The 25,812-nt window shown below is 62.9% G+C and carries 23 protein-coding genes and 4 pseudogenes; 4 read left to right on the top strand and 23 right to left on the bottom strand.

Features of this window, described 5'->3' with window-relative positions:
- Positions 1 to 14: 14 nt before the first annotated feature.
- The 6 genes from QZH52_RS25295 to QZH52_RS25270 all read right to left on the bottom strand — a co-directional run bounded on the left by QZH52_RS25295 (position 15) and on the right by QZH52_RS25270 (position 5,754).
- Positions 15 to 1,052: a cyclase family protein gene (locus QZH52_RS25295; RefSeq protein WP_301813370.1), complete on the bottom strand. Its 1,038-nt coding sequence runs from the start codon at positions 1,050 to 1,052 to the stop codon at positions 15 to 17.
- A gap of 85 nt (positions 1,053 to 1,137) precedes the next feature.
- Complete coding sequence (locus tag QZH52_RS25290; RefSeq protein WP_301813369.1) at positions 1,138 to 2,136, bottom strand: branched-chain amino acid ABC transporter permease; 999 nt, start codon at positions 2,134 to 2,136, stop codon at positions 1,138 to 1,140.
- A 16-nt stretch (positions 2,137 to 2,152) separates the two neighbouring features.
- The gene (locus QZH52_RS25285; protein ID WP_301813368.1) at positions 2,153 to 3,040 is read right to left on the bottom strand and encodes a branched-chain amino acid ABC transporter permease; all 888 of its coding nucleotides are present in this window, start codon (positions 3,038 to 3,040) and stop codon (positions 2,153 to 2,155) included.
- Position 3,041: 1 nt separating this feature from the next.
- Complete coding sequence (locus QZH52_RS25280) at positions 3,042 to 3,749, bottom strand: ABC transporter ATP-binding protein (protein ID WP_301813367.1); 708 nt, start codon at positions 3,747 to 3,749, stop codon at positions 3,042 to 3,044.
- Positions 3,742 to 4,524 carry an ABC transporter ATP-binding protein gene (locus tag QZH52_RS25275; protein ID WP_301813366.1) on the bottom strand — a complete coding sequence of 261 codons (783 nt, stop codon included), beginning with the start codon at positions 4,522 to 4,524 and terminating at the stop codon, positions 3,742 to 3,744. The genes QZH52_RS25280 and QZH52_RS25275 overlap by 8 nt, the downstream gene beginning before the upstream one ends.
- A gap of 18 nt (positions 4,525 to 4,542) precedes the next feature.
- Positions 4,543 to 5,754, bottom strand: a complete 1,212-nt coding sequence (locus QZH52_RS25270) for an ABC transporter substrate-binding protein (protein ID WP_301813365.1) — start codon at positions 5,752 to 5,754, stop codon at positions 4,543 to 4,545.
- Positions 5,755 to 5,933: 179 nt separating this feature from the next.
- Between QZH52_RS25270 and QZH52_RS25265 the strand changes: the two genes are divergently transcribed.
- Entirely contained in the window at positions 5,934 to 6,722 is a 789-nt protein-coding gene (locus QZH52_RS25265; protein ID WP_301813364.1) for an IclR family transcriptional regulator, read from the top strand.
- On the opposite strand, the gene QZH52_RS25260 is transcribed toward QZH52_RS25265, so the two are convergent.
- The 4 genes and pseudogenes from QZH52_RS25260 to QZH52_RS38880 form a co-directional block, all read right to left on the bottom strand.
- Positions 6,709 to 7,557: an IclR family transcriptional regulator gene (locus QZH52_RS25260; RefSeq protein ID WP_301813362.1), complete on the bottom strand. Its 849-nt coding sequence runs from the start codon at positions 7,555 to 7,557 to the stop codon at positions 6,709 to 6,711. The two genes, QZH52_RS25265 and QZH52_RS25260, sit on opposite strands and share 14 nt — an antisense overlap.
- 419 nt (positions 7,558 to 7,976) lie before the next feature.
- Positions 7,977 to 8,617: pseudogene (gene istB / locus QZH52_RS25255) on the bottom strand (IS21-like element helper ATPase IstB); the annotation flags it as partial.
- Positions 8,592 to 8,972 (bottom strand): annotated as a pseudogene (locus tag QZH52_RS25250) (IS21 family transposase); the annotation flags it as partial. The pseudogenes QZH52_RS25250 and istB, both read right to left, overlap by 26 nt.
- Before the next feature lie 57 nt (positions 8,973 to 9,029).
- A pseudogene (locus QZH52_RS38880) lies at positions 9,030 to 9,155 on the bottom strand (transposase); the annotation flags it as partial.
- Positions 9,156 to 9,200: 45 nt separating this feature from the next.
- Here QZH52_RS38880 and QZH52_RS25245 point away from each other — a divergent pair.
- Positions 9,201 to 10,288: pseudogene (locus tag QZH52_RS25245) on the top strand (IS3 family transposase).
- A gap of 361 nt (positions 10,289 to 10,649) precedes the next feature.
- Here the strand turns inward: QZH52_RS25245 and QZH52_RS25240 are convergent.
- From QZH52_RS25240 to QZH52_RS38690, 6 genes are all read right to left on the bottom strand, one after another.
- Entirely contained in the window at positions 10,650 to 11,159 is a 510-nt protein-coding gene (locus QZH52_RS25240) for a hypothetical protein (protein WP_301813361.1), read from the bottom strand.
- 115 nt (positions 11,160 to 11,274) lie between these two features.
- The gene (locus QZH52_RS25235; RefSeq protein WP_301813360.1) at positions 11,275 to 12,519 is read right to left on the bottom strand and encodes a type II toxin-antitoxin system HipA family toxin; all 1,245 of its coding nucleotides are present in this window, start codon (positions 12,517 to 12,519) and stop codon (positions 11,275 to 11,277) included.
- A gap of 97 nt (positions 12,520 to 12,616) precedes the next feature.
- Positions 12,617 to 12,955 (bottom strand): helix-turn-helix domain-containing protein, encoded by a 339-nt coding sequence (locus QZH52_RS25230; protein ID WP_301813359.1) that lies wholly within the window; start codon positions 12,953 to 12,955, stop codon positions 12,617 to 12,619.
- Between the two features lie 120 nt (positions 12,956 to 13,075).
- The gene (locus QZH52_RS25225; RefSeq protein ID WP_301813358.1) at positions 13,076 to 13,669 is read right to left on the bottom strand and encodes a hypothetical protein; all 594 of its coding nucleotides are present in this window, start codon (positions 13,667 to 13,669) and stop codon (positions 13,076 to 13,078) included.
- A 50-nt stretch (positions 13,670 to 13,719) separates the two neighbouring features.
- Positions 13,720 to 16,332: a DEAD/DEAH box helicase gene (locus QZH52_RS25220; protein WP_301813356.1), complete on the bottom strand. Its 2,613-nt coding sequence runs from the start codon at positions 16,330 to 16,332 to the stop codon at positions 13,720 to 13,722.
- A 121-nt stretch (positions 16,333 to 16,453) separates the two neighbouring features.
- Complete coding sequence (locus QZH52_RS38690) at positions 16,454 to 16,723, bottom strand: endonuclease/exonuclease/phosphatase family protein (RefSeq protein ID WP_366919320.1); 270 nt, start codon at positions 16,721 to 16,723, stop codon at positions 16,454 to 16,456.
- A 115-nt stretch (positions 16,724 to 16,838) separates the two neighbouring features.
- On the opposite strand from QZH52_RS38690, the gene QZH52_RS25215 reads away from it, so the two are divergent.
- Both QZH52_RS25215 and QZH52_RS25210 read left to right on the top strand, forming a co-directional pair.
- Positions 16,839 to 17,225: a hypothetical protein gene (locus QZH52_RS25215; protein ID WP_301813355.1), complete on the top strand. Its 387-nt coding sequence runs from the start codon at positions 16,839 to 16,841 to the stop codon at positions 17,223 to 17,225.
- A 10-nt stretch (positions 17,226 to 17,235) separates the two neighbouring features.
- Positions 17,236 to 18,741: a hypothetical protein gene (locus QZH52_RS25210; RefSeq protein WP_301813354.1), complete on the top strand. Its 1,506-nt coding sequence runs from the start codon at positions 17,236 to 17,238 to the stop codon at positions 18,739 to 18,741.
- Positions 18,742 to 19,068: 327 nt separating this feature from the next.
- Here the strand turns inward: QZH52_RS25210 and QZH52_RS25205 are convergent, their stop codons facing one another.
- The 7 genes from QZH52_RS25205 to QZH52_RS25175 form a co-directional block, all read right to left on the bottom strand.
- Entirely contained in the window at positions 19,069 to 19,341 is a 273-nt protein-coding gene (locus QZH52_RS25205) for a hypothetical protein (RefSeq protein ID WP_301813353.1), read from the bottom strand.
- A 499-nt stretch (positions 19,342 to 19,840) separates the two neighbouring features.
- Complete coding sequence (locus QZH52_RS25200) at positions 19,841 to 20,488, bottom strand: hypothetical protein (protein WP_301813352.1); 648 nt, start codon at positions 20,486 to 20,488, stop codon at positions 19,841 to 19,843.
- 33 nt (positions 20,489 to 20,521) lie between these two features.
- Entirely contained in the window at positions 20,522 to 20,860 is a 339-nt protein-coding gene (locus QZH52_RS25195) for a DUF6283 family protein (protein ID WP_301813350.1), read from the bottom strand.
- A complete protein-coding gene (locus QZH52_RS25190) occupies positions 20,857 to 21,288 on the bottom strand; it encodes a hypothetical protein (protein WP_301813349.1) in 432 nt (143 codons plus the stop codon). Before QZH52_RS25190 ends, QZH52_RS25195 begins: the two co-directional genes overlap by 4 nt.
- Positions 21,289 to 21,322: 34 nt before the next feature.
- The gene (locus QZH52_RS25185) at positions 21,323 to 21,661 is read right to left on the bottom strand and encodes a helix-turn-helix domain-containing protein (protein ID WP_301813515.1); all 339 of its coding nucleotides are present in this window, start codon (positions 21,659 to 21,661) and stop codon (positions 21,323 to 21,325) included.
- A 178-nt stretch (positions 21,662 to 21,839) separates the two neighbouring features.
- A complete protein-coding gene (locus QZH52_RS25180; protein ID WP_301813348.1) occupies positions 21,840 to 22,328 on the bottom strand; it encodes a hypothetical protein in 489 nt (162 codons plus the stop codon).
- A complete protein-coding gene (locus tag QZH52_RS25175) occupies positions 22,321 to 25,662 on the bottom strand; it encodes a hypothetical protein (protein WP_301813347.1) in 3,342 nt (1,113 codons plus the stop codon). The genes QZH52_RS25180 and QZH52_RS25175 overlap by 8 nt, the downstream gene beginning before the upstream one ends.
- Positions 25,663 to 25,812: the final 150 nt, after the last annotated feature.

The following is a 25,812-nucleotide window of genomic DNA, read 5'->3' as shown; positions in this document are numbered from 1 at the left end:
GATGAAAATGCGGGTTAAACGGTTGCGATAGGCGTCACGGGCGAGCCGGCGGCGCCGGGCAGCCGAAGGGGCGGCGCGGTGAGTAGGAATGCGCTTCGCTGGTGCGCTCTCAGCCAGTCGGCGAGATCGCTGAGGTGGAACATCTCGCCCAGATGAATGCCTAGCTTGAACAAGCAGTGCTCGTGCAAGGGGAAGTGCGAACCGTGCTTGCTCGGCGTCACGCACGGAAGGATCTCCACGCCTTCGTTGTCGCATGCGATGGCAGCGATGCCGGCATCGTCGATCCAGCGCAGCAGGCGTTCGTCGCTTCCATCGAGTCCGACTCCAACACTTGACGCCACGCCCGGTGGCGGATCGCCAGCACAACCGATCAGGACGCGGTCAAAGCCCGTTCTCACACAGAGGATGTCACCGTGCAGGATTTCAAGCTTGTCGGCCTCAATCACCCGCATCACATCGTCGTACCCGATGGCGCGCCACGTGTCGCCGAAATGGGCGAACAGATCGAGCATCACCCCCCGGCCCTGAACGCCGGCGGCCGCCATGTTCTCGATCCCGAGTGCGCGCAGCCCGTAGGGGCCGTCCTGCGGCTTGCGGCCATCAAGGTAGTCGAACGGACCGCGCACATCCTCGTTGGCCCGGAAACCGTTGTAGTAGACGACCTGCGGTTTGCCGGTGTCCTGCGCGTCGAACACCGAGCCGATATGGGCCAAGCTGTCCCACTGCGTGGAGTACTGGGTGCTGAGCGTGACCTTGTCATCGCAGACAACATCCGCCTGCCCCGGATTGACGAGCCCGACCGGGTAGTTGATCACCGGGTCGTCTCCCCGCATGGAGTATTCAATGCGAGGTGGAAAACGCCGTGGGTTGAGGACGTTCTTGCCAGGAAGATCGAGGGGTAGCGAAAGGCAAAACACGCGACCTTCCACCACCTCCTGCACGGCGCGCCGAACAACGGCCGGTGTCAGCAGGTTCAGGCGACCACGCTGATCGTCTGCGCCGAAGGCGCCCCAATTCGAGCCCTCTGGTCTGATCTTCCATCGTTCGGCCATAAGTGTTCCTTGATTCAGTGTGGCATCCGAAATAGATAACGACTGAGCGCAGCAGATGCTCTGCTTGGCAGCCGCTTACGACGACCTACAACTCCTGTCGCGACCGCTTGGCGATGGTGCCGACGATGCCGGCCCGGAACGCCATGACGCAGATGGCGAAGATCACGCCCTGGATGACGGTGACCCATTCGCCCAGCCCAGCCAAGAAGTTCTGCAAGGTCACCACGATGAGCGCCCCAGCGACCGGGCCGAAGAGCGTCCCCAGGCCTCCCAGGAGCGTCATCAGAATGACCTCGCTCGACAAGGTCCAATGGACGTCGGCCAGTGTCGCGAGTTGGAAGACCAGCGCCTTCATCCCACCGGCCAACCCGGCCACTGCCGCAGACAGCGTGAACAGCAGGATCTTGTAGCGCGTCACGCGATAGCCCAGGGAAATGGCGCGCGCCTCGTTGTCGCGAATCGCCCTGCACGTCTGCCCGAAGGGGGAATGGACGATGCGGATGACCAGCGCCAAGGTAGCGATGAAAAGCACTGCAACGACGGCATACAACACCATGTCGTTGCTCAGGTCCAACAACCCGAACAAGCGCCCTCGGGGCACGGCCTGGATGCCGTTCTCGCCGCCGGTGAGATCAGAATTGCGGACTGCGATGAAATACACGAGTTGCGCCAGGGCAAGCGTGATCATGGCGAAGTAGATGCCGTCACGCCGCACAGCGATGGCGCCGAATGCGGCGCCCATCACGGTCGATATAGAAACGGCGGCGAGCAACGAAAGTTCGGGCGGTGCACCCCACTGGGTGGCGAGATAGGCAACGGCATAGCTGCCTCCGCCGAAGTACGCCGCATGCCCGAAAGAAAGCATCCCGCCGAAGCCCAGCAGCAAGTTGAACGAAAGCGCGAACAACGCGAAACACAGCACCTTCATCAGAAACACCGGATACAGCAGCGCCGGTGCGATCATCAGCGCCACTGCGAGCCCGACCAGCACCCATTGCTGAACCTTGTACTGTGCGAACGCTTTTTGTCGTTCGATCTGGAGGCTGTCAGATGCGGGAGATTGAAGTATGGACGTTTGGTTCATCTGAATTCCTAGGTGCTCAGGACTTGCGGCCGAACAGACCCGCAGGGCGCATGAACAAGACCATTCCCATCACCAGGAAGATCACGATCTCCGAGGCGGGCGGGTAGACAATCTTGGTGAGCCCTTCGATCAATCCCAGACCGAAGCCACTGACGACCGCGCCAGCGATCGATCCCATGCCTCCGATCACGACCACCGCGAAGACAACGATGATGAGATCAGCGCCCATGTTCGGACTCGCGGAATAGATCGGCGCCGCCAACACGCCAGCGAAGGCCGCGAGCGCGACCCCAACTGCGTAGGTCGCCGTCACGAACACGGGTACGTTGATGCCGAAGGCTTGCGTGAGCGCCGGGTTCTCGGTCGCCGCCCGGAGGTAGCTGCCCAGCCGTGTCTTCTCGATGATGTACCAGGTCGCAGCGCAAACGCTGGCAGAGGCAACGATGACCCAGACGCGGTAACGCGGCAGGATCAGGAAGCCGAAATCCACGCCGCCACGCAATTCCTCCGGCACGGGATAGTTGACGCTCGACGAGCCGAATTTGATGCGAAAGAGGCCCTGCAGGATCAGTGCGATTGAGAATGTGAGCAACAGCCCGTACAGGTGATCGAGATGAGCGATCCTGGAGAGCATGAGCCTTTCGACCAGCGCGCCGAAGAGTCCCCCCAGCAGAGGCGAGAGCAACAGAGCGCCCCAGTAGCCCACGCCCAGGTAGGTCAGGCCGAACCAGGAGATGAACGCACCCATCATGTACTGGGCGCCGTGGGTGAAGTTTGCGATATTCAACATTCCGTAAATGACCGCCAACCCGAGGCTCAGGATCGCGTAGAAGGAGCCGTTCATGAGCCCAAGCAACAGCTGCGCCATGATCGCCTGAGGTGGCATTTCGAATATGTTGTTCACTTCAGACCCCAAGATAGCGAAGCACTCGTTGCTCGTCGCGCAGGAGCTCGGCGTTGTCAAACTCGTCGACGATGGCGCCCTGCTCAACGATGTAGTGACGGTCGGCCAGCGTCGTGGCAAAGCGAAAGTTCTGCTCGACCAGAATGATCGTGAACCCTCGCGCCTTCAGGCGTTGAATCAAGCCATGGATCTGCTCGATGATCACCGGAGCAAGCCCTTCGGTTGGTTCGTCGAGGAGGAGGATCTTGGCGCCTGTACGAAGGACGCGGGCGATTGCCAACATTTGCTGCTCGCCGCCTGAGAGCTTGGTTCCCTGGCTGTCCAGGCGTGCCCTTAAGTTCGGAAACAGCTCGAAGATCTCTTCGAGCTTCATGCCGCCTTCGGCGATCACTGGCGGCAGCAGGAGGTTCTCTCGCACGTTCATGCTCGAATAGATGCCGCGTTCTTCGGGCACATAGCCAAGACCGATGCGGGCGATCTTGCGCGAAGGCAATGCGATCGTCTCGACGCCATCAATGACGATCGAGCCTGTGCGATGTGCGACCAGGCCCATGATGCATTTCATCGTCGTCGTTTTGCCGGCACCATTTCGACCCAGCAAGGTCACCAGCTCGCCTTGCCCGACGCGAATGCCGATGCCCTGCAGCACATGGGATTCGCCGTACCAGGCGTGGAGCTTCTCGATCTTTAGCACGTTGTTGTCAGACATGGGCAGCGGACCCCAGGTAGGCTTCAATCACGCGTTCGTCGTTCGACACCGTGGCGTAGTCGCCGTGCGCGAGCACCTCGCCCCGGGCGAGAACCGTGATGTGATCCGACAAGCGCGAGACGACGGACAGGTTGTGTTCCACCATCAGAACCGTTCGCCCGCGCGCGATGCGCCGGATGATCTCCGCCACCCTCTCGATGTCCTCGCGCCCCAGGCCAGCCATCGGCTCGTCGAGCAGCAGCATCCTCGGGTTGACAGCTATCGTGGTCGCCAACTCGAGCGCACGTTTGCGGCCGTAGGCCAGCTCAGCCGCCGGAACGCCCGAGAATGCGCTGAGCCCGAAGGCTTCAAGCAGGCTCATGGCTTCATCCTCCAGTGCCGACAGGCATCGCTCGGCACGCCAGAAGTCGAAGGAATCGCCCCGTGTACGGCGTTGCAGTGCCACGCGCACATTCTTCAGGGCTGTCAGCTGCGGGAAGACGGCCGAGATCTGGAATGACCGCACGAGCCCCAGGCGCGCAATGTCCGCCGGCGCCCGACGTGTGATGTCAATGCCATCGAAGTGGATCGTGCCACCTGTGGGCTGGAGGAATTTGGTCAACAGGTTGAAGCAGGTTGTCTTTCCTGCGCCATTCGGGCCGATGACGGCATGGATGTGTCCGCGCCGCACATTGATGTCGACCTCGTTGACGGCCGTGAAGCCACGAAAAGTCTTAGTAAGTTTGCTAGCACGGAGGATGAAATCCTCGTTGGCCGTCTGTGGTGCGTTGCCCATGGATGTGTTTTGCGCGCTTCAAGTCTTGAGCAGCGTGCAGACGCTTTCGCCGGGGGGACGGAACGCCTGGTCACCCGGAATCTCGGCAACGACCTTGAGCAAGTCCCACTGGCCTTTGATCTCACCGGGACTCTTCACTTCAACAAGATGCGTGGGACGGATCAGCCGCCCGTCGGCGCGGACCTTGCCATTGCGTGTTACCAAGTCCTCGACGGGCATCGAATGCAGCGCTTTTAGGACCGCACCGGTCTCCTTCGTGCCGGCGGCCTTGACCGCCTTGAGATATTGGGTCACCGCACTGTAGTTGACGGCATGCGTCTCGGCGGGCGGCTTTCCGTTTCGCTTCAAGAAGCGCTGGGCCAGGTCGCGCGTCTTGTCGTCCCGGTCCCAGTAGTAGATGCTGTTATGGACCATCCCTTGCATGTTGGCGGGGCCAATGCCCGGGATGTAGTAGAGCTGCATGCCAAAAGAGGCGGCCTTCTGCTTGCGCCAGATTCCGAACTCCTGGCCCTGTTTGACGATGCGCTCCATGTCCTCGCCCGTCGTTGCGAGGCCAATCACCTTGGCGCCAGAGCTTTGCGCCTGGAGAAGGAACGAGGACATGTCCATCGTGTTGGCGGGGTGCTTCACGCCACCCAGCACCTTGCCTCCAGCTTCGAGGACCTTCTTTCGAGCATCGGCCTCGAGCGCTTGGCCATACGCATAGTCCGCGCTGAGGAAGAACCAGCTGTTGTCACCGCCCTTCGTCATATTGCCCGCCAGGGCGGCGCTCTGCATGTAGGTGTCGTATCCCCAGTGGAACGAGTGGCTGTTGCAGAACTTGTTCGTGATGTCTGAGCTCGACGCGCCCGTGACGATGATGATCTTGTTCTTGTCCTTCGCGATCGTCTGACAGGCGATCGCAACCGCGGAATTGCCAAGGTCCAACAGCATGTCGACTTGCTCCTCGTCGAACCAGCGCCGCGCAATGGCGGCGCCAACGTCAGGCTTGTTTTGGTGGTCAGCGAAGACGAGTTCAACCGGCATACCGGCAACGGTCGATCCGAAATCCTCGATTGCCATTCGCGCGCCATCGACCGAGCCCTTGCCCAATACGGACGACAAGGCCCCGGACATGTCGGTCAGGACGCCGATCTTGAGCTTTGGCGCCTGCGCAAACGCCAGTGGAGCGGCGGCTTGGGCCGCCGTGAGCGCTGAGAAAAAGCTAAAGGAACGGCGCGAAAGGGTCATGTTGGCTCCTGTGGATTGAATCTACGTTGTTATCTAATTTGGGGACAACTCTATTTTATGAGACACTTTCAGCAAATTGAATCGCGTCTTCCCGGTTGCCGAGTGTCCGCCTGTTGAGATATGATTGGGTACGGTGCTCACAATGTGGGATTTGCTTTAAGTGATCCGGGAAAGTCAAAGTGAGCGTCAAATCTGCCGAGGGGGTTTTCAGCGTGTTGCACGCGCTGGCTGCGGCCGCCGAACCCAAGAGCGCTAGCGAACTCGCGCACACCGCCAGGTTGCCACTGACCAGCGCCAGTCGAGCCATCGCGACGCTCGAGGCTGCGGGGTTCGCACGACGAGTGAACGGTGCCGCACGCTTCGAACTTGGCAACGCTGCTCAAGTACTGGCCTACGCCTTCATGTCGCAGTTCCCAATCCGCGATGCGGCGTTGCCTTATCTGCAGCAACTCGTGACTGTGTCCGGCGTGAGCACGTCGCTGTTCGTGCGATTGGGGAGGTATGCGGTTCGCGTTGCGTTCATCGCCGGGACCAATTCGGTCATCAACGTGAATGCGCTCGGTGAGGCGCGTCTTCTCTCGGAGGGGGCGGCCGGACTCGCGATGCTCGCCCACTGCGATCTTCTGGAGAGCAGCTTGATGCCGTCGGATTCAAGCCGCGAAAGTATCGAAGCGAGGCTCGAGGAGATTCGATCTCGAGGTCATGCGTGGGAAGAAAGTACGCTCGAGCAGGGGGGCCATGACCTCGGCGTGGCGCTGTTGGACAGCGCCTCAAAGCCTCTCGCGTGTGTGGTTCTCGAGGGCGTGACTGCTGAACAGAGCACCTTCCTTACCCCACCATTGCAAGCCGTCTTTTTGGAGCTTCAGCGGCGCCTCGAGGGGGATAGTGAGCTGCTGCAGTCGCACTATGCGCACGTCGAGCACACGCGGATTGAGCTGGGCCCCGACTTGTCCCTCAGAGCCGGATGAGAGGCACCGCGGGCATCATTCGGCTGTGCTGATTGAGGTCCGCGAGAATGTTCCGGATCTCAGGAATATATGAATCCGCAACAGCCTGCGTGAATCTGAAAATTGGTCCGCCTACGGTAATGGCTGCCAGCGGGCGATTCATCGGTCCGAAAACCGGAAACGACAGATAGGTGGCGCCTGTCGAAAAATCCTCGTAGCCGCAAGCGTAGCCGCGCGAACGAATCAACGCGATCTCCGCCCACAGCGCCTTGGGATCGCTGATGGTCGTGGGTGTGAATTTACGCAACGGAGATTCGAGCCTGATGTACTGCTCGATCTCCGAATCATCAAGGTAGGCAAGCAACAGGCGCGAGCCGGCGCCTGCATGCAAAGGCAGGGGCTGGCTCAACGGTGAATAGCCGACGGTAACGCCCTTGCCCTGAACGCTTTCGATGCAGACGTTGCGTCGCCCGACCAGAATACTCAGGAACACGCTCTCGCCGGTGAGCCGCTGGATGGCATGGACATAGGGGCTGGAGAGCGAGCGAATGTCCACGGCTTCCATCCCACGGGCATAGGAGAGAACCTTGTGGCTCAGCTGGTAGCGGCTGCCTGTTGTGTCCCTGACGAGCAGACCTTCCTTCAGCAGAGTGTCCAGCGCCTGGAAGGCCGTGTTTTTGGAGCATTCAAGCTTCTTACTGATCTGCGTGACGCCCCAAACCGGTTGCTGGCTGAAGAGCGAGAGCACCTGCAGAACGCGCAGGGTTCCCTTGTTCGTTCCGGCAGCGGACTGGATCATCGTTTCGGCCACGTTTAGTCGTTCCCTTGCGCCAAGCCCGTCGAAGATGAATTGCATGTGCTGGCCGCGCCATTTTCCACGATTCCGCCAATACTGCGCGGGCCTAGGTTGCAGATCCTCTTGTCTTCTGGAACTGGACGCAAGCTGCGACCTACCCATTAATGGCGCGCTGCTGAGAGCTTGATGAGCTCTACCTTGCGGGAAAGTTGCGCAGCACCAGAAAGCAGGCGTTCGCGAAAAGGAGCCTACTGAAAGCCACGTGGACCGCGGCGAGCCGGTGATCTGTCCGCGCCGAAGTAGAAGTGAGCCACCGCGCCGATCGAATCGCGAGCCAGGGGTGGAAGCCGACCTTGTGTTGGCCGGCTGTGGATAAGTGTATGTCCTACCTTGTTCGTTGACCTCCTGATCGGGTGATGGATGCGCGTGGCAAGGCGCGAAGGGCGTAGCCCGCAGCGCCTTGCCACGCGCGGCGGCCGTCAGTCGGTGACGTCAGTTGGATCGGCTTTGACGCCGCCCATGCGGGCCTGTTCCCTGGCCTTGATACGCTTCTTCGCTGTGGCGCTGCTGTGAAGGAAGCGATGGCTTTCGTTGCCGGTCTCTACGATGTGGCAGTGGTGAGTGAGGCGGTCGTCATCTTTGCATCTCCGAACACCGTCGACCATTCGGCGAAGTCAAGGTTGGTGGTGATCACCACGCTGGTGTGTTCGTACAGCTTTGAGAGCAGATGGAACAGCAGCGCGCCGCCGGCCTGGCTGAACGGCAGGTAACCCAACTCGTCCAGGATCACCATGTCCATGCGCAGCAGGCCGCTGGCGATGCGCCCGGCCTTGCCCTGGGCCTTCTCTTGCTCCAGTGCATTGACCAGGTCGACTGTCGAGTAGAACCGCACACGCTTGCCTCGGCGCGTGATGCCCGACACGCCCGGAGCCGTCGCCAGATGCGTCTTGCCCGTACCCGGTCCGCCGACCAACACGGCGTTGTGCGCGGCCTCGGTGAACTCCAGCGTTGCGAGCTGTTGGATCAGCTTCTGGTCGACCACCGAGGCATCGAAGTCGAAGCCCGCCAGATCCCGGTGCACGGGGAAGCGCGCCGATGTCATCTGGTACTGAACCGAGCGCCACACCGCTCAACGCTGCGAACGACCTCGTGTGGGCGTCGAACAGCATCTCGTGGCCTTGGCTCGGGTATGCCACCAGCCAGAACGCACGGCTCGCGCACAGCTTCAGGTGCGACACCTGCATGCGGTAGTAGATGCCACCGACGACCAGGCCTTCTTCGCTCCAATCGAACTGGAATGCCTCGCCGAGCTCGAAGTTCAGCGGCACGAACGCCGTGACGTTGACTGCCTGCCCCTCGCCCTGGCGCCAGGCCCGAACGAAGTCGGTGACGGCCGAGTACCCGCCGCCGTAGCCCGCCGCCCTGATCTCGGCGTGCAGCGCACGTGCCGTGCGTCGTTCGTGCTTGGGCTGCCGGTTTTCTCGGCGCAGCCGCACGAGCTCATCGCGCTCGACGCTGCTCAAGACATCCTTGCCGCGTACGGGCTTGCCACTGTCAGCGGCGGCTTGCGCCACCCAAGTCGAGATGCTCTGGGCAGTGCAGCCGAACTCACGCGCGAGCTGTGACGGCGTGCGGGCCGCCTGGACCAGTTCGACCATCTGTCGGCGGAACTCCGCCGGGTACGGAGGCTTCGGTGTAGGCATATCGGACTGACGTCGTTGCGGCTGGCCGAGTCGGGTACGCCGGTGGTCGATGTGTGCCGCCAGATTGGCGTGTCTGAGGCGACGTACTACACCTGGAAGAAGAAGTTCGGTGACTTGGGCGTGACCGAGCTCAAGCGCTTGAAGATGCTCGAGGACGAGGACACCAGGCTGAAGCGCATCGTGGCGGACCTGACACTGGACAAGCAGATCCTGCAGGAGGTCGTCCGAAAAAAGCTCTGAAGACTACCAACGGCGTGAGCTGGCAGCCTGGATGCAGGAGCGCTTCAAAGTGAATGTGCGCAGGTCGTGTCGATTGGCGCTGCTGAGGCCCTCGGTCTGGTATCAGAAGAGCGAGGCGCGCGATCAAAGTGCGTTGCGGTTGCGCATTCGGGAGATCGCCATGGACCGACCGCGATTCGGGTATCTGCGCGTCCTGGTCATGCTCAAACGCGAGGGCTGGTCGGTGGGCAAGAAGCGGGTCTATCGCCTGTACCGGCTGGAAGGGCTGCAGTTGCGCATGAAGGTCAACCGCCGCAAGCGCATCAGCCTGCAGCGCGGTCGACCGGTGCCCGCGACCGAGCCGAATCAGCACTGGAGCATGGACTTTGTCCACGACCAGATGCTCGATGGCTGGGCATTCCGTGTGCTCACGGTGATCGATCAATGGAGTCGCGAGAGCGTGTCTCTAGAGGCCAACTTCTGTCTCACGGGCAATGCGTCGGGAAGGCCCTGGACGAGGCCGCGCAGCAGCGTGGATGGCCCAAGGCGATCACGGCGGACAACGGCACCGAGTTCACTCCGAAGCGCTCGACGAATGGGCCTGACGGCGTTGCGTGAAGCTCGACTACACGCGCCCCGGCAAGCCCACGGACAACGGGCTGATCGAGTCGTTCAACGGTCGGTTACGCGACGAGTCCCTGAACGTCAACGAGTTCATTACGATGCAGGACGCGCGCGAGAAGTTGAAGGCATGGCAGCATGACTACAACCATCACCGCCCACAAGGATCACTTGGCCACCTGACCCCCAGTGAGTTCGTCAAAAAGAGGTCAGATCAACAAGCCGAAAACCGCCCAGCTCCAGTTTAGAACTGACCGGATAAGGGGGAGACGTCAGAACTCCTTCATCCATAAGGATCGGGTGTCCGCGAAATCGGGTCAACTTCATCCTGCCAATCACGTCCATGGTGATCACTCCTCGAACCCCACTGCTTAAATAAACAGCAGGGTAGGTTGAACACCTGGCTCACTTTTACTTCGGCGCTACCCGCAGAACTGGCTCAGTTTCCGGTCGGCGCCAACAATCTGTTCTCTTGAGGTGCGGCCATCCCCCTGTTGGGGCGGCTTCGGGGAGTCCCGCAACCAGACGCGCTCCTATAGACGCGAGTTATCCACAATCGTTGACCCAAATTTGGGTATCCACAAATAAGAAGTGGGTGCCCGCCATCTTCTAGTGGCTACCCTGCTCAAAATGCAAAAAGAGAGCTTGACTACATAGCTTCGAGCAGTCTTCTTTTCCGGTTGGGAATGAAGGCAGGGCACGGCCGCCGATCACGCGCACAGGCCACGAGGTGTAGAGGCTGGGTTTCCCGACTCGAATCTGTAGCGGCAGACCATTGGCGCGCGCGAACTCGCCCATCTTCGCCAACTCACCGTCCGCCAGGATCCTCACCGCGGGAGACTCGACGCCGGTGTCGGTGTGAACGACCAGCATCGGAGGCACCGGCAGGCCCGCCTTCCTGCGCTCGACCGCTACGGTCAACACCAGTCTCACCAGCACCGACGAGTCCTTGCCCGAGCTCCAGCCCATGACCGTGGGCGATTCCGAGTCCATCAGGCCGTCGATCACTCGCATGGCCGCGGCGGCCAGGGGGTGAAACTCGGCGATCGCGGCGATGCGTGCCTCGATCGTGGAGGTGGTCGACGCTTGTTGTGCGTCCTGTGCGGCGGGTTGGTTCAACTTGAATCGGTCGTTGTGCCGATTCAAGATATCGAGGGAGACTCAGATCACGACGGATGAATGAATTCCCGCGACCTCGCGGTTTTGTGGTTGCGCCGTGGCCCTGTCGTGGAGCCTATTGCGATGGGGTCCTGGGGCCCGGACGCCGATATTCGTCATGCACCTTCGAATCGTCCGACTCCACCACACTCCGGGGAGCGCTCCGCAACGCCTCCTTCAGTGTCGAAGGGAAGCAGCTTGCAAGCTTGTCCATTGCCCTCTCATCGAGACCGCTCTGATCGAAGCACTTGCGCCAGTTCTGGCGGACCGTCGTCTGGATGTGATCGTAGATCTCCGCGGCCGCCTTCGGGGTTAAGCCGTACGGCTCGACGTTGCTCAGTATGTTCTCGCGCGTGGGTGCGGCGGTCTTCCCTACAAGCATTGCCTGCACGCGGCGACGGGTGGTTGGTACACGCGGAACCATGTCGTAGGCGCTCGAGAGCCGGTAGCCAACGGCAAGATCATCTCCAACGAAGCCATGATTGCGCTCGTGATCGTCACTGTTTGACACCAGGCAATTGAAGACCATCCGACGGAAGAGTTCCGGCTTGTCGGAGCCAGGCTTAGTGCTCCATCGGATCATGTCTCGGGCCACGTTCGCGTAGCTTCCGCTCTCGGAATAGTCATTCACCGGGGACGAGTACAGCACTGTTCGCGCGCTCACGAACGCGTTCCGGCCCCAGGTCGTCACGCCGCCATTCTTCAGCGCGGTGCGGTCGAACCGCCGGACCAGAAGGATGTCATGACCGTCCACCGAATGGACCTCTGAATGCACCGTATCGATGCCGCAGAGCTTCGCCAATGCGTGGGTGGCGTGCTCCAGTCGTGCAATGGACACCTCAGGGTCGTCGAGACGCGACGGGAATTTTGCGATCCATTGGTAGTTGTCGTCTGCAATCGTCAACTTCGGACGGGCTCCGCCCATCGCCGTGTTAGGACGCACCCAGTGTTCGAGGGCGGGCTCTTCCTTCTGTCCCCTCTCGATCCCGGCGAGCACCCCAACTGCCGATGACAGGATTTCTCGGCTTGGCAGGGGACGCTGCACCGGTGGCTTTTCGGCCGATACGCTGAATCCAAGATTGCCTACGCGGTCATCTTGCGAGCGCAACAGGTAACCGACCGGCGAATCTGGCTTTCCGTACATGAGCTCGATCACGCCCCTCCCCCAGCTGTCCGGAGACGAGTCCGCGAACACCCCGAAGAACCCGAGTTGCTGCGTGGTCGTGTATTCCCTGGGGCTCAGCGGCAGCGTGATTGGATCAATCGCGAGCTTGTGCTCGAGCGCGAGATAGGACTTCGCGTAGACGAACTTTCCAACCATACCGGCCGCGGTCCTCTCATTCGTGAACCGACCGCACACCGTGGGCTCGCTATCCCCGGGCATGTAGATCCAGACGAAAGCTTGGTTGGTCAGCGCCCTAGAAGTCATTGTCGACCTTCGATTGCACGCGCACGCGCTTGGTGACCGCCGACAACTCGAGCGCCAGACCATCACGATCGAGCCCAGGGTCGGCAATCAGGTCCAACTCTTGGTCGAGCCCCATAGCCCAAAGAGCCCTGACGTAGGCGCCGATGCCGGTGGTGAGCTCACCTCGTTCAATCGCCTCGAGCGTCGATCTCGACACACCTGCGCGCTGCGCCAGATCCTCCCTACGCAACTTCCGGCGGGTTCGCGCAGATCGGATCCGCTGCCCCAGTTGGGAGACGCGATCCGCGACAGCACCTGGTGTGGTTCCGGGGTTTGTTGTGCTTGCCATAGCATGCATTATATGCAGTTAACGCCTGCTATGGCACCAACGCCGCCCCATGCAGATACCCACTCTACGCGCCGGGCCGGCCGAGGCATGCGAGGGGTGACCTACCCCTCCCGAGGCCCCTTAAACAGTCGATTCCGCCACGGACTCGGCACCGGCGAGCGCGGATGCCCACCGGACACGGAAATCACCCCACACAGCCTCGTTTGCATCGCGCGACAGCTTCGAGGACCAGACCACCTCCTCGGCGAGCTCGACGCGCGCCAGCCGTGGCCAGATGGTCTCCCCATCCACCTCAACCTCTTTGCGCGACTCGTCGGGAACGTCCGCCCATTGGGACTTATGGCCCTGAGGCTTCGTGAGGTTGTACTTCCGGGCCTCCCCAGTCTCGACCACCGGACGCTGAAAGACGCGGGACACGATCTCGACCACCAGCGAACTATCCGCGGTGACTCGGTAAGTCTCGATCGCGCGCCGGGCATCGCCATCGAGTCCCTGCGCCGCGGTGAGGTAGCCGTAGTAGTCGTTGTGGGTCGACTCGTGCTGCAATTCCTCTCCGCCATGGACGAAGCGAAGGACGGCCTCGGATTCCTGCAGCCAATGGATCTCCCGCTCGAACTCGAAACGGCGGCGCTCACCACCAATGGTGGTCCACTCAGCAAAGGTTTCGGTGGAGCGGCGAACGACGGGACAGGAGCTGTAGAAGAGATTCTGCATGGGACAACGTCAGTTGTGCGCGGCACAGGCCGAGCGGGTGGGTGAACGGTTCAGCCCCGGGACGGGAACGCCCGCCGTGGAGGAAAGCCAGGAACCGCGGCCGGATCGGCCTTTGCGGTGGGCGCGGGCAGCGGCTCAGCGGCGGAGAAGTCGAATCCCGCCCTAATGCGCTCGATCGCGCCTGGCGGCAACGGGGGCGGCGCAACGGGCGTGCGACTCGCATGCGCTGGGAACCGGCCCACGACAGGCGTGGGGCTCGCCGGCGCGCGCACCTCGGGGCGGGCCGGCAACAGCCGGAATCCCAGCTGCTGCCCGGGCTGTCCTGCTGGCGCTGGGCGCGGTTGGGGCGCCGCATGCGCGGGCCGCGGCGCGGGAGCTGGCGGGCGGGGCTTGAAGGATCCTGGAGGGGTGGAGAGCCTGGCCGGCGGGGCCGGTTCGGCTCGCGCGGCCGGGCTCACTGGGCTCTCGCCGGCGGCCACCGCCTGGCGCAGCTTCTCGACCTCCTTGCGCACACGCCGCATCAGCGCATCCGCCTCGTTGGCGTCCTCGACGTCTGCAGCACCAGGTTCACCCGCCGCCGCCGTCGCGGTCGCGATGCCCAGAAAGTCAGCCGGAGCGATTTTGGTCAGCCTGAACACGCCCTGCGAGGAACCTGTCTGGCTGTCATCCACATACGAGCCGAAGCCTCGATGCTTCATGTCGATCTCTGCCAGGCGGAAACCGTTGGTGGTCAGCTTGCAGGCCATGAGGCGCTCGAGGGCCGCATCTTCCAGCGCGTCGATCGATTCCACCATCATGAAGAAGTCGGCCGCGCCGCCGTTGCGCACCAGCCGGCCGCGCAGCTGGTGTAGCTGGGACAGGCCGAGCCGGTCCGCATCGCGGATGACGACCAGGCCGATGTCCGGAATGTCGATGCCGGTCTCAACGACCACCGAGGCCACGGCGAGCGGCTTCTCCAGGCTCGTGATCTGCTGGATCGCCACGTCCTTCTCGTCGTCGGAGAGGAGACCGTGCAGCGCCACGACCTTGCCGGGAAAGGCCTGCTCGAAGGTCGCCGCCGCATCCACGACGCCCTGCGCCGTGCGGGTGGTGTCTTCCGTGGTCGCGCCCAGCTCGAGCTGCGCGCCCTCCTTCGAGGCCTTGGCCTTCTTCGTGACCTCGGCGCTGTCCACGCGCGGATAGATGACCAGCACGCGCCTGCGGGCAGCGATCGTCTCGCGGATCGCACGGGTCACGGCGCCGCGGCTGCGCACGTCGACGATGTGGCTCGTGATCGAGCGCTCCACCGGCGCTTGGCGCAGCGTGAAGACCTGCATTCCGTCAAAGAACACGGTCGCCAGGGAGCGCGGGATTGGGGTGGCCGTCGCCTCGATGACATGGGTGGCCGGGCCGACCAGCGCGCCGCGCGTCTGCACCGAGAGCTTGTGCTGCTCGTCCATCACCAGCACGTTGGGGACGATGCCCGCCTTCGAACACGCGCTCGTCAGGCCGCTGGTGCCGACCAGGATGTGATCCTTGTTGCGAATCTTCTTGCCAGCCTCGACTCGCTCCACGCCGCGGATCCCACCGGCGAAGCGCCGCACGATCTGCTTGGCGATCTGGTTCGCAAGGATGATGGTGGGCGCCATGATGACCACGCTGGCGCCGTTCTGGTGGGCCACGATGGCGGGCAGCAGGAAGGTGAGCGTCTTGCCGGTACCGACATCGCCGGGAATGAGACCATTCATCGGCACCGGCGAGCGCAGTGCGCTGGCGATGCCCAGGATGGCAGTGCGCTGGTCGTCCGTGAGCGTCTCTGCCTGCTTGGCGGCCAGGTCGAGCACCTGCTGGTCCGGCACGATGAGGGGCGCATCACGGTGGGGCTGCCGCTTGCTCTGGGTGCGCGCGGCCGTGCGGATCGAGGCCGCATCGATTCGCTGCGCCAGCTGGAGGGCACGCTCGCCGGCTGTAACCGACACAGGCCGGTGCAAGGCGACCAGCAGTTCGCGAAGGGTCGAGAAGACGGGCAGGCCCTCGGCGAGCTCATCCAGGTCGTACTGGACGCATGCGAGCACGCCCGCCTCGTCCAGTTGCATGGCGGCGACGATATGGCGCTCGGACTTCAGGTAGGCGGCTTCCTTGTCCAGCACCGCGTGCACGGCGCCGGTGACAGCTTCTCCTGTGACGCGGCCCGGCATGCCCAGGTAGCGCGCCCAGATCCCGCCGATCGCACCGCTGTGTGGCTGCTCGGCGCCGGGCTCGACATAGAGCTTGTCACCGAAGCGCTTCACGGTACCGAGGAAGTGGACCTTCGAGCCGATCTGCGTAGTGCGCCAACCCCAGGGAGCGAACGAATTCAGGTAGGCGACGCGGCCGGTGTCGTCCGCGACTTCGATCTGGAGGCGACCGATGTTCTTCCAGAACGGGTACTGCTTCTCCTGCAGCTCCGCCATGGACGTGATGACCCTTCCGCCCCAGACCGCCGGGGACTTGTCCTTGTTGACCGCCATGACGCGATCGGTCACCACCAGGCTCAGAAGATGGGAGGTCTTGCCCGAGTGATCCGCCTCATCCAGATCGGTGATCGAGCTCGTACAGTCGATGTACGCCGCCGGCACGCAAAGGAGCGCCAGATCCGGATCGGATAGCTTGAGGCGGGACAGGAAAGTCGGGGTGGAGGCCATGTTCGTGCCGTCGATAGGCAATTCGGAATTCTCCGCAGAAGGATATCGGCACAAAGCCTGTTTCCGCAAGGCAACGACTGCGATTGGTGCGAGAACAGATATGGAGGATGGCGGGTAAGCGTCAGTCGGCCAGCTTCTTCAGGCGCAACCGGACGATGACAGGCCGATGGTCGGAGCCAAGGTCTGGTCCTGTCGTCGAGCCGAGAGTTGTCCACGCTGGCGTCGCCAACACGTGGTCGAGCGGAAGCAGCGACAACCAACCGCCGGCATTGGGCCAGGTCGAAGCAAGGCCCGTGGCCCGGGTCATCCAGGGGCGGCCCCTCGAATCCCGACGCTGTAGTTGGCAGAACCGAGTGGAGCCGGTCGGGGACAGCTGTTGAAGTTCGTCCAAAAGTACTATTTAATGTCATGGCCGTCGCTGCCGGCCATAGGAGTCCTCAAGTAGGCGGCCAGAACCGGAGCGCGGTAGACCAATGCTTGATTGCGCCATCGAATCGTGCGACTCCTTGCGACTCGGAATCGTGGTCAACTTTCTGTTTTTCGTCTTGGGATCGGCTGTGCTGATCGCCTTGCATATCGCATGGGATGCACACGAGGCACTCGGCGGAAAGGTAAGGAACGAAATCCAGGGGCAACTGCACCATTCGGGCTATGCGCTGCACCTGATCGCCGGATGCGCCTTCTTCGGCGCGTTTTCACCTGCCGAAGCCATTTCAGGGCCGCACATAGCATTTGCACTACTCTGGATAGTGCTGCTCCAGAGCTTGTTGCTCTTCGAGTTTCTTCGATCGAACACGAGCAAGAAGAGGGAATCATTCAGCTGGTCACGCAAGGCGGCGATCCCAACCTCAGTCTTCTTTGTGTGGTGGGCATGGGCCGGGGCAACACCTTGAAAGGCCTGAGATGAGCTATGGTCTTCCGGCTATTCTGGCGACAGCAGGGACCGTGATCACGCTGGCACTCGGTGTCACAGAGGTCATCCTATCGCGGAGGCAGGCCAAGATCGAGTCTTCCGCGCACGCAACGATGGTCGACGGTGTCCTCGATCTGGAGAGGGAGGAGCCGACTTTGAGCGGAGAGGGATGGCCCGCACGCACGCTAGTCTTGATGGCAATCATCGTCCCAGCGCTGGCGCTCGCCGTCGTCTTGGTCGGCTCCATGACCCGCCAGCCTCCTGATTGGCTCCACCTGCGCGGACCGTTCGGGACGACAAGTCTGCTTGCCTTTGGTACCGTTTATGGTGGGACGGCGATCCTGTCCTTCGCGTTTGCCGCTTGGGCGATCCCATGGCAGATAGGGGCTGGCGAACTGGCATTTCAACGCCAAGCAAATGCGTCGAACTGGGTATTCGGAATCGGATGCGTAGCTCTGCTATCCGCGACAACGGCGGAGCTATTCTTTGACAGCTACCGTTCGATCTTGGTCGCCCTGTCCATTGCTGTCCTCTGCATGGCGGCCTTCTCCATTCACTTCGCAATCCGGCTGATCGTTTCGATCCTCAACACTCGCGCGCCAGGCATGACATTGGCAAAGATGCCTCTGAATTGCTGGGCATGGCTCGTTGCTGCGTATGTGATGCTCGCAGCGAACAGTCTGGCCGTGGGCTATCTCGGCATCCTGCTCATAAACCCTCCCTCGGCCATTCCTGTTGTTACTCAGTGGCGAGGGCTTCTCCGTTTGTCGATCGGAGCGTTCCTTCTAGTCTCCCTCCTAACTGCGACCGGCGCTGTTGGGCCCATTTTCTATCGAGCAACAAAGGGAAACCATTGGCGGTACTGGTCAAGCTTGATGTTTATCGTGGCCATTGCCGGCATCTGCGTTTGGCTGCTGCTATCCCTGTGGCTCGCCCAACTGCTTGGATTCAACGGTTCCATCGTCACTAGCCTAGTCAGCGGAAGCTCTGGTTCGCTCGCACTCCTCATGGTCATCTTCTGCGTCATGTGCGCAGCGGCAGTACGCCCGTCTAATCCTTCTGCAATCTTTGCGGCGACCGCCTTCGCTCTGTACGCAATCGGCTTAGCTGCAGTGGCACGCTCCGCCAATGTCGGCGTCCTGGGATACTTCTTCGTGTTTGCCAGCGCCTTCGCCTTGTGGGCTAGCGGCTACGACTGGCTCTCCAGGCTGATCGATGCCCCACCGAATCATTCTGTCGCCTGGATCCACTTCCTTCTAAGCTCGCTACTGTCGGCGCCGGGATTGCTCAACGAGGCAGCGTACTTCACTCCACTCAACATACTGGACTGGGCGCCCGAGACCCGCCTCGTCCTGCGCTTGTTTTCAATTGCTGGATTGGGATTGATCCAAATAGGGTTCGCCATCTACGTGTTGGCGCCTTCGAATCGATCCCACAGGACAGCACCGGCAGCCGGACCATTCGATCAAGCCGGAGTCAATTTGCTCCATTCGTAGAGCACCGGCCGATTGAGGAAGCTGAGCGCTACTCGGGCCGGTCATCGAAGGATGGGTTCAGCGGGCGGGCGAGTCGCCGGTGCAGTTCTGCATCTCAGCGCTCGCGCCCTTCGTCGACAGGCCTTGCGGCCGCAATTGCCATTGCTGGGAGCGGATTCTGCACGCGCGCTCGCGAAGCCACAAGTAGATGAGGCCTGAAAACCGCGCGCGCGTTCGCCGGACCGATGCAGCTGGCCCGTCAGTGGCGATGCCGGATGCCGTCGGGCTGAAGCACGAATCCTCCGCTTCGTGACAGACTCCGTCGATCCATGTCGCCACTCCACAGGCTCAGAACGCAGGATGAGTGAAAGCTTCGCACCTTCCCTTGCCCCCGAACTCGATGCGCGTCGGCGCTCGATCTACGAGGAAATGATGTGACTGGCGCACCGGCCCGACACCACAGCGTCCATGGCGCGCGTCCGCACCGGCACCGAGGTGCCGTTCGATCAGCTTCGTGAGCGTTGTCTGGATGCGCTTGAAGTGCACCAGGCGCCAGGTGACGCCCTCTTCGGCGATCGCAGCCTTTGATACCAGCCCGGAGAACGATGCCGCCGAGTTCATTCGGACCATCGTGGAATGCGAGCAGGTGCACCTAGTTTCGTTCCACGAGAACTATGCCGCCATGGTCGCGCGCGGCGATTACTCCGCGGCCGGCATTGACCTGGTCGAGTGGGCTGAAGTGCCACTCGAGTTGCGGAGGCACCTCTGGGCGAAGATCCTCAGGGGCCGGGTGGCAAACGCGTCCGCATTCGCTCCTCCAGCCTGACCATCACACCATCCGCGGACTCGAACCCTCGAGCTCCTCCAGCTCCACCGGGAGCAGCCAACCCAGACGCTCCTCTCCGTCGGACCCACCCAAGGCGCTCAGGCCCGGGATCCTGTCCCAAACGTCGTCTGGGTCGATGGTCAGGAGGTCGGCTTCAGCTTCGGGGGCCGGCTTCGGGGCCGGGGCCCGGGCAAGCATGCTGACGCCAACCCAGGCGCCGCGAGAGGTCCGCGCCGGCCGCGACTTCCCATTCGCAAGCGGCGGGCGATCGTCCTCGAACTCGACGCTGCCCCTTCAGTGCTGCAAGCGGCTCGATGAGTCTGCCATCTGAAAGGCCGGCGAAATTTGCAATGCCCAGATCGATGCCGAGCGTCGGCGCGACGCCGGCCGCCGACATGACTGATAGCTCACCGCGCCGCAGTGCTCAGCCATTTGGCGCAACTCGCCGCGCACCACGTCCGGAAGGTTCAGCTCTGCCGCGTCCGCCAGGGGCTCGCGCTTGCGTGTGCGCCACTCGACCTCGACGCCCCGGAGGCCTTCGGCTGGGATGAGCTGGCGCATGAGCACCAGGCGCTGGACGGCGCGCTCGTAGGACTCCCGGTAGTGCGAGGCCTCGCGACCCTGGGCAACTCGGTTCAGAACCTCGTGCATGCGGGCCAGCCGGTCCGCCTTGTCTGCGAAGCCGCTGCTGCGGACCAGCTCTTCCACGTAGTCGAGCGTCTCGAGATCCTGCTCGGAGACAACGACGGGATCGGGAGTGGTCACCGGTGCGGCCTGCGCCCGGAGGCGCTTGAGCTCGTGGAGCACCAGCGACAGCGATTCGCCTTCGGATTGAGAGAGCGGCTCGCTGGTCTCGCGCGCGTCGAAGGCCTCGAGCTCAGCGACCGATGCATCGAGAGCCGACGGCTCGACCTGCGTGAATGGGGGTTTCGTGGCATTCATTCTGGGTGGTGTCCATGCGTTGTGAAGCGGCCCTCAGGGCAACGTCGCTTCGAAGGTCTCGTGTTGCTCACCGACCAGGCGGATGCGATCAGCGTTCTCGCAGGAATGAAGCCGAATGCGCAGACCGATGTTGTTGCCGGGTCCGGCCTGATTCGCCAGCCAGCCCACGCAATGGGCGTCCTCCAGCTCGTGGCAGGCCATCATCCGTAGCGGGCCGAAGAGGTTCGAGAGGTCCCCTTCGACGGCAATGGTGTCGACCAGCGCGCGGTGCTTCGTTTCGCAGTACCCGTTAGGGATGTCATGCGGATCGACGTCCTTGCGCCACGGGCACTTGGCACACTGCGCGGTGCGCTTGAGCTTCCAGCCTCTCATGGCGCCACCGCCGTATCCGGCTCGCCCATGCGCTCAGGGTGTTGCTTCGCGAAGGCGGAGAACTCGTCGAAACGCTTCAGCACAGCCTCTCGGTGCGGGCCCGGCGGGCAATCCAGCGCGTAGTTGTAGATCGCGCCCGCGGCGAACTTGTCGCGGGCCCGCATGATGAACACCGGCTCGTCGGCCGGGATGCGGTGGTGGCTAGCGCGGTTGACGATGCTGTCGCCATCCACCGTGTACTTCGGTTCCTGGTTGAGCGGCAGGCCCGACGAGGATGCTGCAGCCGGAGCCTCCAGGGTTTCCCGCACCTCGGTTGCGAGACCGAAGATCTGAGCCTTGCAGAGCCTGTCGTAGACCCTTTCGAGAAGGTCCCGACTCGAGGCGGACAAGTTCGCCGGGGGAACTGCAGGAGCGTTGGTCTCATCCATGGGGCAACCTGATCTTGATTCGAAGGGTGAAGGATCAGCGCGCGCGGCGAGCTGCCGCGCGCGCAATGGCCGAGATGGCCACCGCAAATGCCGAGGGGCTCTCCTTGAGCAACGCCTGGCGCTCAGGCGTCCAGTTCAACAGGGTGGTGGCAATGCGATGTGCTGGATCTCGGGCAGCTTGATGCGCTCCATCCATAACGCGGAGCAGCTTCTCCGCAGCGCGCGAATGAGCAAGCTCGCCACGCTCCAACATGTTCACCAGGGACTGCGAGACGCCGGCGTGCCTGGCCAGCTCCGCTTGGGTCCAACGCCTCTCGATTCGGAGCTCTCGCAAGCGGGCGCCGGTTGTCGAAGCGGCGGGCTGCGCAGGCATCCGGCCACGCAGCTTCGACGGGCCACCGGATCTCTCGAACGGGTATGGGTTGCCAGGAGGAGAGTTGGAGGTCATGCATTCAAAATAGCAGGCGCGAAGCGAATCGCGCAAGGCAACCACGGACTATCTGCACGAAGCAGCACCGGGCCGGGCCGGCCTTCACGGGCTGCCCTCCCAGCTACATGCCCATGCGCTCGGCCGGCTCGCTGGCGTCCTCTGGCTGCTCGTCGACCAGGTGATCGACGCCTTGCATGGCGAGATACCGCCGCGCTACGTTCGCCTCAAGGCGATCGCGTACGGCGAGTTCCCTCTCGATCAGCTCTCCCACTGCGCGGCCGGTGACGCTCGCACTGCCCTGCAGGACGGGCTTCACATAGACGTTGTCGGCGGTCTGGGTCAGCGTCACGCTGCGCTGATCGGGCGCGGCTTGCTCCACGATCCTGAGCAGCTCCGCGTAGCTGAGCGTGATCTGCGCGATCGGGCGGCGTTGCGCGGGCGCTGAAGGCGGCGCCGAGCTGGTGGTGGTCGCCGGCTGCGCGGCGGCGCGGCGCGCGCGCTGCGAGTCCAGCCGCTGGCGCAAGCCCATGCGGACGGAGTCCAGGTGCTCAGCCGGGTTCCACTGGCGCGTGTCGAGGTCGATCGCCTGCGCGATGTCACGCTCAGCCACGGGGTGCCTCCGCTGCCTCGAGCTCTTCCTGCTCTGGCTGCTCTTCGTGCTCGTGCTGGGCCTGCTCCACGATCGCATCCGAAAGCGCTTCTGGCGCGCTTGGAGCCATCCGCGCGCCTGCCTCGCCCAGTGAGCCGCTCATGTGCAGCTTCGAGTTGATGTAGATGAACTTTTCCGGGTCCGAGTAGTGGCTGCGCGGGCGGATGATGCGGAAGTACGAGCTCACCCCTCCGTGCGCGATCTCGATACCCCCCTCGACAGCGCCTCGCACCTCCTCGGCGATTGGCGACTTCCGGGAGACGACGATCGTGTCGGCGATCGCGTCGGCCATCGGATCGTCGATCCCTCGATACGGCTCCTGCTTGACCACTTTCCCGTCGATGACGACTGTGCGTGCGACAGGCTTTGCGCTCGACTCGGGCGCGGCCTTGCGCGGCACCCTGAGCAGCGCCGACCGGACGGGGTTCCCCACCTGCACCTCGACGACGACGTGTCCCGTTGGGAGCTCTGCGTCGGGCTCACGCGCGTTGGCCCATTCCTCCGGCGTGTAGCGGCTGCCAGCGGGCAGATCGTTGCTGGGCCACACCTTCGGTGCCGGGTAGGTGGTTGGCATGCCGTCGTCGCCGTACTGCGGCTCGTCGAAGAGCTTGGCGAAATCGTGGGACTGGCCATTGACCTTCGCCTGGTCCGTGGAGAGGCGAGCCGGCGCACCAAACCCCAAGGGCTTCGAAGGGAGCACAGCCGGCTTGCGCACCGAGAACCCTGCGGGCGCCGCCGCTGGTCGAGCTGGCGCGCCTGGTGCCGGAGGCGTTGCGGCCCGGTTGAAGCCGAACCCTCGGGCTGGCGCCGCGGCAGGAGATCCCGGTTTGGTGCCCCGGGCGAACGCCAGCACCGGTGGCGTTTTCGAGGAGGCGACGGCTGGAGCAGTGACCGGTGCGGGACTTGCCGGCGGATGTCCTACCACTGGCGCGTCGCCGTCAGCGAACGAATCCAGGTAGCCATCGTCGAGATCCGGCATCCCAGCCCGCTCGGGGTCGTCCGCGGAGCCGCCACCCCACGACTCGAGCAGATCCGGGGGAATCACGCTCGTCGCGATGGTCGCTGGGCCCGCAGGCCCGGCTTCAACAGGCGGCGAAGCAGAACCGTCGATCACCGGATCGTTTGCACTTGCCGGCAACGCATCCTTGGACTGGGCTTTGCGGGCCTTATCCAGCAGTGCCCGCTTGGACGTCTTCTTTGCCGCACTGGCAACAGCGGTCGGTTCGACTGGGCTCGATGGCGAAACGGGTAGCGGGTTCATGATCGACGGAGAATCCTTGATTGGTGGATTTTCCCGCAGGCGACCTATTTCGCGAAATATTGTTTTCGTCATGGACTCGACCTCAGGCGATACGGGCAGGTCGTTGTTGTCGTCGCCGTCGAGGCCTCGATCGGAGGGCACCGGCCTGGCGGGTGCGACCTGCAATGGCGACGGGGCGGGAGACTCCTGAATGGTGCCGTCGGCGATCTGATCGAGAACATCGGGCACGCCGGCGCCTTCCCTCACGTGGCGCATCAGGCGCTCCAACTGCGCATTCATGTTGCGCACGCCCTCCTCTTGCTTCGCGCGAGATTCCTCCGCGGCGGCTGCGGCGTTCCGCGCCATCTCGGCTTGGAAGGCAGCCTTCTTCGAATCGAACCAGGCCTGGACATCCTCCGGGCTGCCGTCGCCCTCGTATCCGTTCTTGCGGATTCCCGCCACCAGACGCGCGTGCTTGCGCTTCGCATTGAGCCGGTTCCGCTCCTCGAGCTGCTCTGGGCTGAGGTCTGCTGGCTTCCGATAGGCTCGCGGTGGCGCTTTCCCCGCCTTTCGAGCTTCCTTGAGGGCCGCCGCGCCGTCGTGCCTGCGCAAGAACTCCCGAACGGTGCGGGGGACGAGACCCAGCGCCTGCGCGATCGTTGCGCAGACCTTCTGCTCGGGAACCGCATCCTTGTCACCGGCCTGGCGTGCCGCGGCCTGCTCGTCGCGCATACGGAGCGCCTCGGCATTCCAGGACTTGCGCGCATCGCGACGCTCGGCGCGGCCCTCGACTTTTCGGTCGGACCGGGCCAGCTTCTCGTCCTGATCGATGAGGGTGCGCAAACCTCTCATCTCTTCGTTCGTGACGCGGAACAAGTTGATGAGGTAGTCGTTCGATGGGGTGTACTTCGGATCCCACAGGCCCCCACCATACTGGTAGCGCTGGCCGGCCTCGCTCGCCTTGATTCGATGAAGGAGCGTGTTCAGCGCGCCAGACTTCATTGGGTGCTCGAACCCGTGTGGACCCGGATACCCGACTCCATCAAACGCCCGCAGAAGCGAATCGATCTCCTGATGAACGTTGCGCGAGTTGACGACGCCTGCCTGAGCGAGGAAGTTCACCATCCACATGAGGGTCAGGTCTCGACATCCTTCCGGAATTCCAGTTCCCCCCCCGGACTCGACCCGGCTTTGCAGCAGATCCCGAATGTCGAGCCATCGGTACCAGGCCAGCGTCCTGGCGGATAGCCCGCGCTTCCCCTCTGCTTTGCTCATCTGCTCGAGGTCGAAACTGGGCTGTCGCATCACCCCGTAGTCCCGAAGGAGCACGATACTGCCGCGGGCCGACTCGGGAAGAGTGAAGTCGACGAGAGCAATGCCGGCTCCGACCTGGTGAGCGACCTTCGCTCCCGCCTTCTTGATGTCCGTTGCGATCTGGTTGTCGAGGAGGCTGGCAGCCCTGAGCAAGCTTTCGAACGAGTAGCGCTGGCCACCCTCCCACGTCACCCGCACGAGGCCGGATCGGTCACTGCCGTCCTGGCCTCCTACCTTGCTGTTGACCGTGTTCACGACGCGCAGAACGCGGGCAGAGTCCCTCGCGGCGATGTCGGCGCCGACATCTTCATAGAGCTGGTTCAACCGGAGCTGCACCAGTTCCCACATCTCCAGGTGGCTGTCGGGCACGGGGGCGTCGAGGAGCCACTTGATGTAGAGCCCACGCCCGGAATGAACGATGTGCGTCGGTCGCGGGATGCCTGCAAAAACAGCCCGGTCAACCAGCCTCTCGACGAAGTCGTCCGTGGGCACGATGCCATTCTTGTAGCAATCGAGGTCGACCCAGCACACCTGAAGGGACTTGACGTTCGACTTGCTTCGCGACGCCTTGCTCCTGAAGAGAGCAGCTGCTGAATAGAAGTCTCGCTCGCGGCTTTGCTCCGCTGCGGCGACGATTTCACCGTGCATGGAGGCATGGCGGATCATCTGGCGCTTCTTGGCGGCCGGATTCAGGTTGAAGTAGACCGTATAGCCGGCTGATGCGAGCTGGAGGTCGCTCATCCCCAAGATGCCAAGACAAGAGGATGACTCGTGCACGCCGTCCATTTCGAGGTGGCGGAGCGAGGACCGAACATCCAGCTCGGGCTCATCTTCAAACAGAACACCGTTCTCTTGCACTGATCGCACGCAAACGAGCGAGCGCCGGTGGCC

It is taken from the genome of Variovorax ginsengisoli (assembly GCF_030486595.1).
In the GTDB taxonomy this organism is placed as follows: Bacteria; Pseudomonadota; Gammaproteobacteria; order Burkholderiales; family Burkholderiaceae_C; genus Variovorax; species Variovorax ginsengisoli_B.
The sequence above is the reverse complement of the archived record's forward strand: the minus strand, read 5'-3'. Positions and strand labels throughout refer to the sequence as shown.